The following is a 14,545-nucleotide window of genomic DNA, read 5'->3' as shown; positions in this document are numbered from 1 at the left end:
CTCAGACCTCCTTGTAGAAGACGCGGATATAGATTTGCGCCAGCACGATGGTGATGATCAGCAGAATAATCGCCTGTGCGGATGCCAGACCCTGATCAAAGCCGCGAAACCCGACCCTTTGAATCATCAGCGAAATGAACTCAGTCGACGATCCCGGCCCGCCGCGCGTCAGCGTGAACACCATGTCGAACAGTTTCAGAGTGTCAGCGGTGCGCAGGATCAGCACCGCCACCAGTCCCGGCAGCAGGAATGGCAGTTGCACATAGCGCAGTACGATCCATTTGGATTTGGTCTCAAGCCTTGCGGCCTCTTCCACTTCACCCGGCACCATGGTCAGACCCGCCAGAAGAACCAGCGCCACAAAGGGAGTCCACTGCCAGACATCCCAGAAAATGATCATGGCAAAGGCATTCTGCGGGTCGCCGATCCAGTTGATATCCGCGCCGCCCAGCAACTGGTTCACGACGCCAAATTTCTGGTTGAACATCACCTGTCCCAGCAACCCCACAACCGCGTAGGTCGTGGCCATCGGCAGCACAAGGCTGAGCCGCGCCAGTGTTTTCACCAGTGTCAGACCGGGTTGATGCAACACCAGCGCAATACCCAGACCCAGCGCGATTTGCAGCGGCAGGGCCGTGCCCAGCAGAAAAAATGTACGGCCCATCGCCTGCCAGAACACCTCATCGGTCAGAACGGTCCAATAGTTTTCGAAACCGATAAACTCGACCCGCTTCAGCTTTGTAAGGTTGTAGAAATGCGCCGAGGTCCAGATCGCGTACAGCAATGGCGCGATGCCCACCATGGCAAGACCAATGACTGCCGGGCCAATAAATGCAAAGATTGTCTTGCGGGACACCTGACCACGCATATCCGTCCTCCGGTTTCCCCGGTTGTCTAGGGGCGCACGAATGCGTCCCACTTATTGTTCTTGTTTACTGGGCCAGTGGCTTGTCGCCGGAATAATAGCCGGCGTCTTCCAGAACTGCTTCCATTCGAGAGCCGATCTCTTGCGCACCTTCTTCAGTCGAGACTTCACCCAGCATCATCTTGGTGCCCCATTCCTGAACGATCTCGGTGATCTCAGGCCATTCCGCGAAACGCGGGCGGAACTCAGGTACGCCGTCCTGCCAGCTTTCGACCAGTGCGGGCACAAACTTGAAGTCTTCCAGACCGTCTTCCTGATAGACAGATTGACGGGCAGGTACGCCGCCGCGCTCAAGATATTCGCGCGCATTGGCCTTCGAGGTCGCCCACTGAATGAACAGATAGGCCGCGGCCTGCTCGGCTTCGTCCGCTTGCGAGGCAACAGCCAGAGAGAACCCGCCAAGCGCCGGTTTACGCCCTGCCGGGCCTGTGGGCTCCGGTGCGATTTCAACGCAATCGGCAACTTTCGACGTGTCCGGCGAGACCACCGATGAATAGAAAGCCGACCATTCGGTGATCATCGCGACATCACCCTGACTGAACCCGTTCACGGTTTCAGCGTGGTCATAGGCCACAATACCATCAGGCATGTATTCCATCAGCTCCTGGCGGAATTTCAGACCGGCCTGGCTCTCGTCGCTCATCAGGTTCGACTTGAAGTCTTCATCCAAGAACGAGCCGCCAAACGGCCAAAGCACCCGCGCGAAACTGTCAGCCGATTGGGTTTCGTTCCGCTTGGACTGCAACGCAAATGCATATTTGCCATCTTTGGTCAGCGCCGGGCCATAGGTGTCCTTCAGCTCCTGCCAGGTTTCCGGCGGGCGGTCGAACCCGGCCTCTTCCAGCATGCAGCGGTTATAGAACATCAGGCCGGAATAATTGTCGAACGGCAGGCCATAAAGCGTGTCATTCCAACCGCCAAACGCGTTCAGCACCAGCGGGAAAAAGTCGTCGATGTCCAGATCTGTATCAACAGCGTCAGGGAATTTTGCCTGCACATCCGCCAGCGGAACAATCCAGTCGTTTTCAGCAAAGTTGCCGATCCAGACAAGGTCGATCAACGCGATATCCAGATCGCCGCCCGCCACAAAATCCCGCACCTGCTCGCCCAGAGCGTTTTCGTAAGGATGCTTGATGACATTGACCTTGATGCCGGTTTCCTCTTCGAACGCAGGCAGCATGGCTTCGATCGCTTCATAGCCCGGTCGCAGCAGGAACACGACGTCAATCGTTGTGCCCGCATAGGGCTCTGCCGCCTTTTTCAGGCTCCAACCGTCCTCTGCAACGGCAGCACCTGTCGCGATGATGCTTGCGACAGCTGCGGTGCCCAGCAAGTTTCTAAGAGTTTTCATTCTCAGTTCTCCTCCCAGTACAAAATCATCTTTTGCATACTGGGTCATACAAAAGTATTTTTTCGACTTGAAAGTCAATACATTTGTTTCTACTGATAAACAAAAGAATATGCGCGGGCCGCACTGCTCGCCGTTGAGGAGGGGTTGCCTTGGCTGGCATCGGAATTGAAGGACTCAACAAATTTTATGGCGAAACGCAGGCCCTGTTTGATGTCAGTCTCGACATCCGGGACGGAGAGTTTGTTGTATTCGTCGGGCCATCGGGCTGCGGCAAGTCTACTCTGTTACGTACGCTGGCCGGGCTTGAGGCCGCGGACTCGGGGCGCATTGAGCTTGACGGGCGAGACGTGACCCATGCCGAACCTGCCGATCGCGAGCTGGCGATGGTGTTTCAGTCCTACGCCCTTTATCCCCATATGAGCGTGCGCGAAAACATGGATTTCGGCATGAAAGTCAACGGGTTCACCCCTGACCTGCGGCAAGAGAGGATCGCAGAGGCTGCCCGTATCCTGCAGCTGGAAGACTATCTTGACCGCAAGCCCTCGCAATTGTCAGGCGGTCAGCGGCAACGCGTGGCGATTGGTCGGGCCATCGTCAAAAACCCCAAGGTTTTCCTGTTTGACGAGCCGCTATCAAATCTCGACGCCAAACTGCGCGTGCAGATGCGGGTCGAGCTGGAAGGTTTACATAAGCAGCTTGCCGCAACCATGATCTATGTGACCCATGATCAGGTTGAAGCCATGACCATGGCAGACAAAATCGTTGTGTTGAACGGCGGGCGTGTCGAGCAGGTTGGAACCCCGATGGAGCTATATCACTCGCCTCGTTCACGCTTTGTGGCGGAATTCATCGGATCGCCGGCCATGAATGTGTTTGCCCCCAGCGACACAGTGAGCGGCCTGACCATCAAGCCGGAAGCGGCATTCGTCGGTTGCCGCCCTGAACATCTTGAGTTGTTGCCCCACGGCCAAGGCAATACCGACGCCACGGTTCGGGTCAAAGAACAATTGGGAGGCGAGAGCTTACTTTACCTGACCCTCTCGGACAAAAGCGAGATCGTCGCGCGTGTTGGTGGAGATGACGACACGCCTGTCGGCCAGATCGTCGGCGTTCGGATCCCCGAAAATCGGCTGCATCATTTCGGCACCGATGGGCGCGCGCTGTAACGGTGCGCGCGATGACCAGAGACGATCCCACCGGGGCAGAGTTTCCCTTATCGCTTGCGGCCTTTAACCTCATTATTTTCGATTTTGACGGGGTCATTGCCGATAGTGAGATCATCTCGCTCTCGACGTTGAAAGAAACCTTGGCTGCGTATGCCATTGACCTGCCAACGCAACAGGTTCGACGGCAATTTTTGGGTAAGTCTCTGGCTGCAATTGAAACCTTCGTTGCCGAGAACAGCCCGTCGCTTTCCGCCAGTACATTTGCGCAGGACTGGCAAGCCGAACTGTTCCGTCGTTTTCGCCAGGAACTCTCACCTATTTCTCATGTCACAGGTTTTCTAGAAGATTTGAACGCGCTGGGTGTTCCTTACTGCATCGCGTCCAGCGGCACGTTTGAACGCATCGGCGTTGCCCTGACTGCGATGCAGATGACGGCTTTGTTCGACAACGTCTTTAGCACCGAAGAGGTCGAACACGGCAAACCGGCACCAGACCTTTTCCTGCATGCCGCAGCCCAGCTTGGTGTTGAACCCGAAACCTGCCTGGTGATCGAAGATTCACCTTACGGTGTGCGCGCTGCCAAGGCAGCCAACATGTTCTGCGCCGGTTTTGTAGGCGGTGCTCACCTGCGGGGCATTGAAGACCAGCACGGAAAATTTCTGCGTCAGCAAGGGGCTGACCTGATCATATCATCCTACGAGTCACTCGGGCCTGCGCTTTGCAAGCAGAAGAAAAAACAATAAACGTTTTGAAGGCACTTATGAGAGGCATCGTCGCATGAGCTACCTTGGCATTGATCTGGGAACATCCGGGTTGCGCGCCCTGCTTCTGGCACAAGATGGCAACGTGATCGGCTCGGCCGAGCAATCTTACCAATCCGATCACAAACACCCCGGCTGGAGCGAACAAAACCCCGCAGACTGGATCAGAGCGCTTGAGGCCGCGGTTGGCGAATTGCGCCGCACGCATCCCGAATTTTCCAACCTCCGCGCAGTCAGTGTCGCAGGGCACATGCACGGTGCAACGCTGTTGGACGCCAGCGGCGACGTGATCCGGCCGTGCATCCTGTGGAATGACACGCGCTCTGACATCGAGGCAAAAGAGCTGGACGCCCTGCCCGGTGTGCGCGAGATTTCAGGAAACATCGTGTTCCCCGGGTTTACGGCCCCCAAACTTCTTTGGGTCAAAGCGCACGAGCCTGACCTCTTCACCCGCGTCGCGAAAGTCCTGCTGCCTGCGGCCTATCTGAACTACTATCTCACAGGCGACTATGTCGCCGATATGTCGGACAGTGCCGGAACATCCTGGTTGGACGTGTCCGGCCGTGCGTGGTCTGAGAAGCTGTTGAACGCCGGGCAGATGAGCGAAACACAGATGCCCAGGCTGGTAGAGGGCTGCCAGCCCGCAGGCACCTTACGGCGCGGTCTGGCGGCAAACTGGGGCGTCAAGGACCGCGTGGTCGTCGCGGGCGGCGCTGGTGATAACGCCGCCGCCGCCTGTGGGCTGGGTGCCCTGAACGAGGGCGATGGTTTTTTGTCCCTTGGCACCTCTGGCGTTTTGTTGGCCGCGCGGGATGGCTACTACCCGGCCCCGGACTCGGCGCTGCACACGTTCTGTCACGCGGTTCCGGATCGCTGGTATCAGATGGGTGTCATGTTGTCGGCAACGGACAGCCTGAACTGGCTGGGTCAGATCACCGGCAAGAAACCATCTGACCTGACGCGCGATCTGGGTGACGAATTGCGCGCGCCCGGCCGCGTCCAGTTCTTTCCCTACCTGTCCGGAGAGCGCACACCGCATAACGACGCGAACATTCGCGGCAGCTTCACCGGGTTGGGCAAGGATACCGACCAGAACGACCTGACCTGCGCCGTGCTCGAAGGCGTCGCTTACGGCCTGAGTGACTCGTATGAAGCACTTGCGCGGACCGGAGCCCGCATAGACCGGCTGATCGGCATCGGCGGAGGAACGAAATCACGGTACTGGGCCAAGCTGATCGCAACAGTTCTGGATGTACCCATAGAACTGCCTCAGGACGGCGAGTTCGGTGCCGCGCTGGGGGCGGCCCGTCTTGCAATGATCGCTGGCTCCGAAGCTACCGCCGAAGACATCCTCAAACCACCCAGGATTGGTGAACGGATCCTTCCGGAGACCAATATGACCGATGCCTTCGACACGGCGAAAAGTCGTTTCCGGGCGGCCTACGAACATCTTCAGGAAATATCGTCCAGGCGTCGATAAACGTGCCTGGCAGGGGCGACGTCAGACAAGCTCGGACCAGTTTCAATTTGCCGCAGAGGCCGTGAACCAATCCGAAACAAATCTGTCGCCATTCTAAAAAATGAGCGGTGTGTCAGCCTGAATGTCTCTCGGCTGGTCAGCGATCTTTCCTGGTTGAGGCGGTTGGAATGGACGGCGGCAAAATCCCGCAGCTTTTGCATAGGTCTGAAACGCTGAATGGCGCGTTCTGTTCATCGAAACGGCAAGCACGAATTCTCGACGCGGCTGTTGAGTCACCTTGCCGTACTTTGCCTGTCGGGCGATGCTAATTCCCTGAGTTCAGCCCTGTATGATTGCTTTACAGATCAGAAGTTTCGCTCTCGGAAATGCAGAGAATGTCGGCTCGCCAAAAGCGACATTTCTCACACCACTGATGGCGCTCAGTTTGTATTGGAGTATTTCAAGGCCGCGCCGAGCGTAATCGCTGTTGCTTGGATCTGAATGTTCGGATGGTGGCCATGGTCCATAAGACAATGTTTGTTGGATTTGGTCTTCAGACAACAGGGCCTCGACACGGAACATTCCTTCGCCCCTTGCAGTGACCCTGGGCGTGTCGTTCATCCCATGTTGATGAGCCGGCATGATCGCATCGACACGCATTTCACTCACGACAGCTTCATCGCAGATGGAAATCAGAATGAAAAACGGTTGGGCCAACGGGACTTCATCAACGGCTGCGTACAGCGGGGCGCGTTTCGAGTGTTCGAGATCATCCCTTGCCCAATTGGCTCACAAGCTAGGCTCCGGACCCATTGATATCAGTGGTTCGGCATGACTCACGGTTTGAAAACCGAGCGGTGACCATGTCTGATCTCTTCTGGCTGACGGATGCGCAGATGGCACGTCTTGAACCTTTCTTCCCGAAGTCTCGCGGCAAACGGCGCGTCGATGATCGGCGTGTGTTGAGTGGGATTAACTTTATCAATCGCAATGGCTTACGGCGACGAGACGCACCCAAAGAATATGGGCCGCATAAGACACTCTACAATCGTTGGAAGAGATGTGGTGATAAGGGGATCTTTGCGCCGATGTTGGTGGGATTGGCGGCCGACCATGGTGAGAAAAAGACGGTCATGATGGACGCAACATATCTCAAAGCCCATTGCACGGCGTCCAGCCTTGCGGTCAAAAAAGGGGACGTGGACGCCTGATTCACTGCCCGGCAGGCGCATCCGAAGGGTGCTGCCGAAAGGGGTCGAACCAAAGGCGGTTTGAACACAAAGCTGCACGCGATCTGTGACAGCCGAGGGCGTCCGCTGAACCAGTTTGTCACCGCCGGGCAGGTCAGTGATTACATAGGCGCACGTGCGTTGATGAGCAGCCTGCCAGATGTCGACTGGCTACTTGGGGATCGGGGCTACGATGCAGACTGGTTCAGAGACGTGTTGAAAGACAAAGGGATACGCCCATGCACCCCAGGTCGCAAGCAACGCAAGGCGACCGTGCGATATGACAAGCGCCGATATAAACGACGGAACCGTATCGAAATTATGTTCGGAAGGCTCAAGGATTGGCGGCGAGTGGCAACCCGTTATGACAGATGCCCAAAGGTCTTCCTCTCGGCAATCTCATTGGCTGCCCTCGTGATTTACTGGCTATGAGATGCCGTAACGGGGCCAGCGTCACGCACCGCCGTTGCTACTTGTCAGATCAGCACCGCGCTGTCGCCATACCCGTGTTGAACCCAATTGGAGGATGACGGGATGAAGCTGTTTATTGGATTGGATGTGTCGTTGGCGAAGACCGCAGTGTGTGTGATCAGCGAGCATGGTCGGATCCTCAAAGAGGCGGAGACTGGAAGTGAACCCGAAGCTCTGGCGCGCTGGATGAACGAACTTGAAGGCAACATCGCTGCAATTGGCCTGGAAGCTGGGCCACTGTCGCAATGGCTGCACCGAGGGCTGGCTGAAGCTGGCCTGGATACGGTGCTCATGGAAACGCGTCAGGTGAAAGAAGCGCTGAAGGCGATGCCGATCAAGACGGATCGGCGCGATGCGGAAGGGATTGCGCGTCTTCTACATCTCGGCTGGTTCCGTCCGGTGCATTGTAAATCTGTCTCCGCTCAGGAAGTCCGAGCGGTTCTCGGCGCTAGAAAGGCTATCCAGCAGAACATGATCGCTCTGGAAATGTCGCTGAGAGGTCTGCTGCGGAACTTCGGCCTGAAGGTGGGTGCGATCTCCCGCGGTAGGTTTGAGACACGCATTCGGGAATTGGCAGATGGCAATCCGATGCTGGAAACCGCGACAGAACCGATGCTGCGGGCCCGAGCGTCCCTGCGGCAGGAACTGGCCGGTCTCGAAAAACACGTGCGCCAGTTTGCCGGTGACGATCCAGTTTGCTGTCGCCTCATGACAATGCCGGGGATTGGCGCGGTCGTGGCACTAACCTACCGTGCTGCGGTCGATGATCCGACACGCTTTCGGTCTTCAAAGAGAATTGGCCCCTGGGTTGGCCTGACGCCCTCACGCAACCAGTCCGGTGAACGGGACGTGTCAGGCCGCATCACCAAAGCAGGTGACGTCAATCTGAGGCGGGCATTGTGCCAGGCAGCAACCGTTATGATGAACCGTGGCCGATCGACATGGCTGAGAACATGGGGAGCCCAAATCGCACAACGCCGAGGCCGGAAAATTGCAATGGTCGCACTCGCACGCCGCATAGCGGTCATTTTTCATCGGATTTGGGTAGATGGCACAACTTTCCAGCCAGATGCGGCGCCGAACCCTGTCTGACAGGATGATATCCCTCCCGTTGCCTGCCTGATTGCAGGCTTTTGAGGTCCCGCAGGGACGTGGTTCCGATGATGCCGTGGTCTGGACTGTCGCTGACTCCCGTCAAGTACGCCTATGAGATGGGCACATTGGAATTACATCGAACCAGCATCATGTTGGCAGTCGCCGTGCTGACCACGAACCGAAGCATGTACCCCAAGGATCTCAACCGAAAACCGAGACAGAAGCCAGGACGGGCACCAAAAATATCAAAGGAACCGCTATGGCGGATCAATTGTTTTGCGCAAAAACGCTTGAATGAGGCGACCCCGTTACCGAAGTCCTGAGCCTAGCATAAGCCCCAGAACAAAGTTCCTACTCGAACATGTCCGCAGAGATGGCAGAGTACCAACTTTCGGATTCTTCGTATGTTGTCTTTCGCAAAATAGCGGATTCACCAACCTGACTGATAAAGCCGTCAACGCGTGCTATTTTTTCTTCGGTCGCTTCATAAGTTGCCCCAACTTTGACGCCGTCATTCACGGCGATCAGTGACCAGCATGTGTTTGCGTATCTTGGCGGGAATATCCGGGATCCGGTCAGTGCTCCTCGGACGGCATTGGCGCAGACCTTGGCTTGCGAGTTGGCCGAGAACCCGGATTTTGGCATGTCACCCTGCTCACTGGCGTCGCCCAACACATAAACATCCGGGTCGGTTTTTGAGGACATGTCGATCGAGTTCACCGGGGCCCAGCGGCCATCCGTGACACCCGCAAGCTCTGCAATGCGCCCTGCTTTCATCGCGGGTATGACATTGCAGACATCGACGGCCATTTCTTCGCCTTCAATCGTAAGCGTCATTTTTTCCGGGTCTACAGAGACCTCCCCGCCTCCGAAATCTTCTCCGATCCAGTCGATCATGCCGGGATAGTGTGTGGCCCATCCGTCCTCGAATAGCGCCATCTTGGAGAATTTGGCCTTAGGGTCGGCGATGATGATTTTGGCGGTTGGATTGGTGGTTTTCAAAACGTGCGCCACCATTGAGATACGTTCATAGGGGCCGGGGGGACAGCGATAGGGGTTTGGCGGGGCGACCATCGCAAACACCCCGCCTTCAGGCATGTTTTCAATTTGCGCGCGCAGAATCTGAGACTGTGACCCGGCCTCGTACGCGTGCGGCATTCTCGACTGCGCCGACAAAGACCAGCCCGGAACAGACCCGTCCACGAAATCGATACCCGGTGCAAGGATCAGCTTGTCATACGGCAGGACCTGACCGCCCGCTATCGTTACGGTCTTGCCTGCACGGTCAACTGCAACGGCCCAGTCATGGATGACATTGATCCCATACTTTGTAGCAAGCGCACCATAAGTGTGTCCGATATCGTCGATTGATTTCAGTCCACCGATGTAGAGATTGGAGAAAAAACAGCTGAAATACACCTGCGATGGCTCGACAAGAGTCACATCAATTGCGCCTTCGCTATCCTTGGCGATGTATCTTGCGGCCGTGGCCCCACCTGCACCGCCACCAATGGCAACGACCCGAGGGTTTCCACTGCCCTCTGCCAGAACCGCCGGGGCCGACAAGGCACCAGTGGCGGCACCCAGAAACTTGCGTCTGTTCCAACTCATCTACATCCCTCCCAGCAGCCCAGTTAGTTCAGCGTGGCAAAATAAGCCGCCAGCGCCGAGATTTCTTCTTCGTTCAGACGTCCGGCCATCATCTGCATGATCGGATGCTCACGCTGTTTGGTCTTGTAGGCCAGCATCGCTTCTACAAAGGCATCCGGATCAAGTCCGACGATCTGCGGAATACTTTCCGCCTGGGTATTTGCCTGATGGCAAGCCACGCATTCTGCAGACAGGTAAGCGCCCAGTTCGATATCTCCTTCCGCTGTGCCTGCCTGTGCCGAAGCAACATGCGCGAAACCGAAACAGGCACAAACGGCCAAAGACGTCCAACGTTTGCAAATTCCAAGCCCCACCAGAACCGCAACTTTCGTCGGCATCTTCATGCGACCTTGATCGCGCGACTGTCAGTATAGATCGCGCCGTCATCGTCAAACCAACTGAAGGTAAAAACACCCGGCCCCGGGACAACTGCCTGAAACTCGAAGAAAGGGTTTGTCGAAATGCCAGGGCCAATGTCTAGGTCGATGACCACCTCTCCTTCGAATTCACACAGGAAACGATGAATGATGGACCGGGGGATCCGATCACCTTCGGAATCAAGGCGCTGCCCGGATTCCATGCGGTGGGTGATCAACGTCTTGATCGTGATCACCTCGCCAACGCGGGCCTGTTTGGGCAGTTTGACGCGGGTTTTGACACCTGAGGCCATGTCAAAGATCCTCCATCACGCGCACCCACCGACGACCACCGAAACAGCCCGTGTACCACGGTTGACACTGCCGTTCAGCAAACGCGCGAGGGCCAGAACTTCTTGGGATTGTCCCAGACGCATGCGCGTTGCGATGGAGTGCGCACCAGCCAAGGGGCCGAACCGAGCCCTGAGAACCGGCAGAACCGGGTTGCCCGGCGCGATCAACAGGACCTCTTGCGCCTTAGGCGCATCAACGGTCACCGGCACGCGATAGCCATCTTCAGCGATGTCATCCATGTCGATGGAAACACCGGTGTCCTCAATCGGCGTATTTCCGGCAAAACTGGCGATCAATTCGTGCAGCGTTGCGACATTTGGCAAAGCGATCAAATCCTGCGCGCGCACGGGCGTGCCAAGGCAAATCAACGCCCAAAGGCTCACTTGCAATGCGTCGCGCCGATTTACGGACATTTCGGCCCTTTCCCGTTAAACTGACGCCGATGTTACCTGCGGCACCTTTGTTCGGATACATAACATATCCGTGAACCTTCACATACTTAAGTCGCAGTCGGGTCCCGGACAGGAAGGTTGAGAAACGCGACCCGACATTGCAAGCTGCGAGAAAGCCCCACAGCTCGGGACGGAGGAAGAATGTCAGACGCGCGGTCCCAGACGGCAGCCAATACCGGTCTCGCCGTACGCGAGCTGAGCTTTCACTATGGCACCAAGACAGCTTTAGATGCCGTGTCTTTCGAGGTTGCAGCCGGGACTTTCTGCGGACTGCTCGGCCCCAACGGGGCTGGAAAATCGACCTTGGTATCCCTGTTGACGCGACTGCTTGTAGCCCCGGAAGGTGACATCAGTGTTGCAGGTCACGACCTGCGCCAAGCCCCGCGCAAAGCGCTGGCCAAACTCGGGGTGGTTTTTCAGCAACCAACTCTGGATCTGGGTCTGACAGTGCGCCAGAACATGACTTATTTCGCTGCTTTACACGGATTGCCGCGGTCAGAGGTTCCTGCCCGGATCGACGCTGCATTGGATCGGTTGAACATGCGGGAACGCGCCGGGGAACGGGTGCGCGATCTGAATGGCGGTCATCGTCGCCGCATGGAGTTGGCGCGTGCTTTGCTGCACGACCCCTCAGTGCTGCTGTTGGATGAGCCAACCGTCGGGCTTGATGCTGCGGCGCGGCAGGCGATCACCGACCATGTGCACGATCTGGCGGCACAGGGGTTATGCGTTTTGTGGGCCACGCACCTCACCGATGAAATTCTCGACAATGACCAGTTGCTGGTGCTGCATCGCGGACAAATACTCGCCCGTGGGCAGGCAGGCGACCTGCGCGGAGATCAGACACTCTCTGATTGGTTCCTGGCCCAAACCAAGGTCCCGGCATGAGCGGGTTCTGGGGGGTCGCACGGGCCATCATCGGGCGCGAATTCCTGCGCTTCATCCATCAGCGCGAACGGTTTCTTGCCGCTTTGGTCCGGCCAATGGTGTGGCTTTTGATCTTCGCGGCCGGGTTTCGTGCCGCCCTCGGCCTGTCAATCATCCCGCCCTATCAGACCTATATTACATATGAGACCTACATCGTACCCGGCCTGTGCGCGATGGTCCTGCTGTTCAACGGAATGCAAAGCTCGCTGAGCCTGGTCTATGACCGCGAGATGGGATCGATGCGCCTATTGCTGACCAGTTCGTTCCCGCGCTGGTGGCTGTTGTTCTGCCGCCTGCTGGGATCGACAGCCATTTCCATCCTTCAGGTTTATACATTTCTGGGGCTGGCAGCGCTGTTCGGAATTGTCCTGCCTCTGCCTGGCTATTTCGCTGTGCTGCCGGGTCTGGTTCTGGGCGGCCTGATGCTGGGGGCGCTGGGATTGGTGCTATCCAGTTTCATCAAACAACTTGAGAATTTCGCTGGGGTCATGAACTTCGTCATCTTCCCGATGTTTTTCCTGTCCTCGGCCCTCTATCCCTTGTGGAAAATGGCCGAAAGCTCACCCTTGCTGCGTGATATCTGCGCGTTCAACCCATTTACGCATGTTGTCGAGTTGATCCGGTTCCTGCTGTACATGCAGATCAATTGGGGGGCCTTAGCCTGGGTTCTGGGGTCTACCGCCGTTTTGTGCACAATTGCCGTTTGGGGATACGATCCGGCCCGTGGGTTGATGAAGCGTAAATCATGACGACCCAGCCCCAAGCCCCAAAACGCAGCCTGCTACTGAAAACCCGTCTAGGTCTTGGCGCAATTGTGCTTGGGTCAGGCACCTTGTTGACGGCGGCCATCCTCTATTTCGGAATGCAAACCGTCGCCAATCGTCTGGAGACCGCGCTGGCCTCGGAGACCCGGATGGCGCGCTATGCTGCTTTGTCGACCCAGGCCGCGACGTTTCTTGTGATCGCCACCGAGTCAATCCAGACTGGCCAATCCGTCGAAACCCGACTGGATCGCCTGTCCCCGATCCGGGACCAGATCGGGACAACCTTTCTGCAACTTCGATCCGATGTGGAAGACGCAGTCAGCGCTGTTCAATCCCTCGGCCTGGACGAGCAATCCCGATACGGAACCCAATCCCTGGGCCTGGCCAGGATGGAAGCGCTGCTGGCCAATACACTGGACGGGCTTGCGGATACCGAGGCCGATCAGGCGAGGTTGCGCGCTTATATCGACTCGTTTGCGTCAGCATTTGATCCCTTGCTCAGTCAGGCCGTGAATACCGAGGTTCTGTTTCGAAACGCGATACTGACCGGAATCGAAAGGACCCGCCTGATGCTGACGTGGGTCGCCTTGGCGCTTGCGCTATTTGCGTTGCTCAGCACGGCATGGTTTTACTTTGGTCTGGTACGGCCGCAGTTCTCTCGTCTGGACCGTCTGCGGAACGCAGCAGTTCAGGTTGGCAAATCAGAGTTCGCGGTTTCGCTGCCGGAAACCCGCAACGATGAGATCGGTCAACTGTATGGCGAAACCAATCGAATGGCAGCGGCATTAAAGCAGCGTCAAGATGAGGTTGTTGCAGAATGGGCGCGATTGAATGAAACAATTGCTCAGCGGACACGGGAACTTAGCGCGGCAAATGAAACGCTGTCCCGAATTGACGAAAACCGCCGCCGCTTTTTTGCGGATATCAGCCACGAATTACGCACACCGCTGACAGTCATCATGATGGAGTCGCAGATTGGCCAACGGGACAACCAGACCGCGCCAGAGGCTCTGGCAACGATCGAAACCAGCGCGGCAAAACTGAATCAGCGTATTGACGATTTACTACGTGTTGCGAGGTCTGAAACCGGTGAACTGGCTCTGGACCCGCGTGATGTTGCGCTGCGCGCGGTGATGCAAACCGTTGTCCGTGACATTCAACCGGAAATCGACAGCGCTAATATGCAGCTTGAGGTCGGAGAATTCCCGGATTGTGAGTTGAATTGTGATCCAAACTGGATGCGTCAGGTTTTTCTCAGCCTTTTGCGCAATGCGATCCGGCACGCGCGTGAGGGCAAAGCATTGTCACTTTTGGGTCGAACAGCAGGTGGAATTGTTCAGATACAGATAACCGATAACGGTCCGGGCATTCCCGAAAGCGCGCAAAGTCAAATATTTGAAAGGTTTGTTCAGGGTGGTGCCGCGAACAGTCAGGGATTTGGCGTCGGACTGGCCCTGGCCAGATGGGTCGTCGAGGCCCACGAAGGATCGATCTCGGTCACCAGCCCGGTTCCGCGTGACTGCGCCTTGGGAGCAAATGCCGGTACAAATGTCTGCATTCGATTGCCGTTGGCTAAAGCGTAGAG

14 protein-coding genes and 2 pseudogenes are annotated in these 14,545 nt (G+C 56.8%); 8 read left to right on the top strand and 8 right to left on the bottom strand.

From position 1 onward, the window contains the following. Window position 1: 1 nt before the first annotated feature. Both ACRZ9X_RS03355 and ACRZ9X_RS03350 read right to left on the bottom strand, forming a co-directional pair. Window positions 2-868 (bottom strand): carbohydrate ABC transporter permease, encoded by an 867-nt coding sequence (locus ACRZ9X_RS03355; protein WP_480515952.1) that lies wholly within the window; start codon window positions 866-868, stop codon window positions 2-4. A 64-nt stretch (window positions 869-932) separates the two neighbouring features. Continuing rightward, a complete protein-coding gene (locus ACRZ9X_RS03350; protein ID WP_480515951.1) occupies window positions 933-2,276 on the bottom strand; it encodes an ABC transporter substrate-binding protein in 1,344 nt (447 codons plus the stop codon). Between the two features lie 149 nt (window positions 2,277-2,425). On the opposite strand from ACRZ9X_RS03350, the gene ACRZ9X_RS03345 reads away from it, so the two are divergent. From ACRZ9X_RS03345 to xylB, 3 genes are read left to right on the top strand one after another with little or no spacing between them, the layout of a single operon-like run. Next, a complete protein-coding gene (locus ACRZ9X_RS03345) occupies window positions 2,426-3,442 on the top strand; it encodes an ABC transporter ATP-binding protein (protein WP_480515950.1) in 1,017 nt (338 codons plus the stop codon). 11 nt (window positions 3,443-3,453) lie between these two features. Next, window positions 3,454-4,185, top strand: coding sequence for an HAD family hydrolase (locus ACRZ9X_RS03340; protein ID WP_480516571.1), 732 nt, complete (start codon window positions 3,454-3,456; stop codon window positions 4,183-4,185). A gap of 34 nt (window positions 4,186-4,219) precedes the next feature. After that, complete coding sequence (gene xylB, locus ACRZ9X_RS03335; protein WP_480515949.1) at window positions 4,220-5,683, top strand: xylulokinase; 1,464 nt, start codon at window positions 4,220-4,222, stop codon at window positions 5,681-5,683. 79 nt (window positions 5,684-5,762) lie between these two features. On the opposite strand, the pseudogene ACRZ9X_RS03330 reads toward xylB, so the two are convergent. Together ACRZ9X_RS03330 and ACRZ9X_RS03325 are read right to left on the bottom strand one after the other, a co-directional pair. Further along, window positions 5,763-6,015 (bottom strand): annotated as a pseudogene (locus ACRZ9X_RS03330) (IS6 family transposase); the annotation flags it as partial. After that, window positions 6,002-6,379, bottom strand: coding sequence for a hypothetical protein (locus ACRZ9X_RS03325; RefSeq protein ID WP_480515948.1), 378 nt, complete (start codon window positions 6,377-6,379; stop codon window positions 6,002-6,004). The pseudogene ACRZ9X_RS03330 and the gene ACRZ9X_RS03325, both read right to left, overlap by 14 nt. Before the next feature lie 146 nt (window positions 6,380-6,525). Between ACRZ9X_RS03325 and ACRZ9X_RS03320 the strand changes: the two are divergent. Both ACRZ9X_RS03320 and ACRZ9X_RS03315 read left to right on the top strand, forming a co-directional pair. Then, a pseudogene (locus ACRZ9X_RS03320) lies at window positions 6,526-7,323 on the top strand (IS5 family transposase). Between the two features lie 102 nt (window positions 7,324-7,425). Further along, window positions 7,426-8,454: an IS110 family RNA-guided transposase gene (locus ACRZ9X_RS03315; protein WP_480515947.1), complete on the top strand. Its 1,029-nt coding sequence runs from the start codon at window positions 7,426-7,428 to the stop codon at window positions 8,452-8,454. 354 nt (window positions 8,455-8,808) lie between these two features. Here the strand turns inward: ACRZ9X_RS03315 and ACRZ9X_RS03310 are convergent, their stop codons facing one another. Genes ACRZ9X_RS03310 through ACRZ9X_RS03295 form a run of 4 tightly spaced genes read right to left on the bottom strand, consistent with a single transcriptional unit; the run spans window position 8,809 to window position 11,230 of the window. Further along, window positions 8,809-10,068 carry an FCSD flavin-binding domain-containing protein gene (locus tag ACRZ9X_RS03310; RefSeq protein ID WP_480515946.1) on the bottom strand — a complete coding sequence of 420 codons (1,260 nt, stop codon included), beginning with the start codon at window positions 10,066-10,068 and terminating at the stop codon, window positions 8,809-8,811. Window positions 10,069-10,091: 23 nt separating this feature from the next. Further along, a complete protein-coding gene (locus ACRZ9X_RS03305) occupies window positions 10,092-10,445 on the bottom strand; it encodes a c-type cytochrome (RefSeq protein WP_480515945.1) in 354 nt (117 codons plus the stop codon). A 2-nt stretch (window positions 10,446-10,447) separates the two neighbouring features. Next, entirely contained in the window at window positions 10,448-10,777 is a 330-nt protein-coding gene (gene soxZ, locus ACRZ9X_RS03300) for a thiosulfate oxidation carrier complex protein SoxZ (RefSeq protein ID WP_480515944.1), read from the bottom strand. A gap of 15 nt (window positions 10,778-10,792) precedes the next feature. Then, on the bottom strand, window positions 10,793-11,230 hold the full coding sequence (locus tag ACRZ9X_RS03295) for a thiosulfate oxidation carrier protein SoxY (RefSeq protein ID WP_480515943.1): 438 nt from the start codon (window positions 11,228-11,230) through the stop codon (window positions 10,793-10,795). A 180-nt stretch (window positions 11,231-11,410) separates the two neighbouring features. Here ACRZ9X_RS03295 and ACRZ9X_RS03290 point away from each other — a divergent pair, with 180 nt between their 5' ends. Genes ACRZ9X_RS03290 through ACRZ9X_RS03280 form a run of 3 tightly spaced genes read left to right on the top strand, consistent with a single transcriptional unit; the run spans window position 11,411 to window position 14,543 of the window. After that, window positions 11,411-12,157 carry an ABC transporter ATP-binding protein gene (locus tag ACRZ9X_RS03290; protein WP_480515942.1) on the top strand — a complete coding sequence of 249 codons (747 nt, stop codon included), beginning with the start codon at window positions 11,411-11,413 and terminating at the stop codon, window positions 12,155-12,157. Further along, entirely contained in the window at window positions 12,154-12,945 is a 792-nt protein-coding gene (locus ACRZ9X_RS03285) for an ABC transporter permease (RefSeq protein ID WP_480515941.1), read from the top strand. Before ACRZ9X_RS03290 ends, ACRZ9X_RS03285 begins: the two co-directional genes overlap by 4 nt. After that, window positions 12,942-14,543 carry a sensor histidine kinase gene (locus tag ACRZ9X_RS03280; RefSeq protein ID WP_480515940.1) on the top strand — a complete coding sequence of 534 codons (1,602 nt, stop codon included), beginning with the start codon at window positions 12,942-12,944 and terminating at the stop codon, window positions 14,541-14,543. Before ACRZ9X_RS03285 ends, ACRZ9X_RS03280 begins: the two co-directional genes overlap by 4 nt. The last annotated feature ends 2 nt before the right edge of the window (window positions 14,544-14,545 follow it).

It is taken from the genome of Ruegeria sp. AL1, assembly GCF_056540905.1.
The sequence above is the reverse complement of the archived record's forward strand: the minus strand, read 5'-3'. Positions and strand labels throughout refer to the sequence as shown.

What these genes read in the sequence shown, in the direction of transcription:
- ACRZ9X_RS03305 (WP_480515945.1), bottom strand. Translation starts at nt 10,445, where the DNA reads ATGCCGACGAAAGTTGCGGTTCTGGTGGGGCTTGGAATTTGCAAACGT.
- ACRZ9X_RS03315 (WP_480515947.1), top strand. Translation starts at nt 7,426, where the DNA reads ATGAAGCTGTTTATTGGATTGGATGTGTCGTTGGCGAAGACCGCAGTG.
- ACRZ9X_RS03285 (WP_480515941.1), top strand. Translation starts at nt 12,154, where the DNA reads ATGAGCGGGTTCTGGGGGGTCGCACGGGCCATCATCGGGCGCGAATTC.
- ACRZ9X_RS03295 (WP_480515943.1), bottom strand. Translation starts at nt 11,230, where the DNA reads ATGTCCGTAAATCGGCGCGACGCATTGCAAGTGAGCCTTTGGGCGTTG.
- xylB (WP_480515949.1), top strand. Translation starts at nt 4,220, where the DNA reads ATGAGCTACCTTGGCATTGATCTGGGAACATCCGGGTTGCGCGCCCTG.
- soxZ (WP_480515944.1), bottom strand. Translation starts at nt 10,777, where the DNA reads ATGGCCTCAGGTGTCAAAACCCGCGTCAAACTGCCCAAACAGGCCCGC.
- ACRZ9X_RS03355 (WP_480515952.1), bottom strand. Translation starts at nt 868, where the DNA reads ATGCGTGGTCAGGTGTCCCGCAAGACAATCTTTGCATTTATTGGCCCG.
- ACRZ9X_RS03290 (WP_480515942.1), top strand. Translation starts at nt 11,411, where the DNA reads ATGTCAGACGCGCGGTCCCAGACGGCAGCCAATACCGGTCTCGCCGTA.
- ACRZ9X_RS03340 (WP_480516571.1), top strand. Translation starts at nt 3,454, where the DNA reads ATGACCAGAGACGATCCCACCGGGGCAGAGTTTCCCTTATCGCTTGCG.
- ACRZ9X_RS03280 (WP_480515940.1), top strand. Translation starts at nt 12,942, where the DNA reads ATGACGACCCAGCCCCAAGCCCCAAAACGCAGCCTGCTACTGAAAACC.
- ACRZ9X_RS03310 (WP_480515946.1), bottom strand. Translation starts at nt 10,068, where the DNA reads ATGAGTTGGAACAGACGCAAGTTTCTGGGTGCCGCCACTGGTGCCTTG.
- ACRZ9X_RS03350 (WP_480515951.1), bottom strand. Translation starts at nt 2,276, where the DNA reads ATGAAAACTCTTAGAAACTTGCTGGGCACCGCAGCTGTCGCAAGCATC.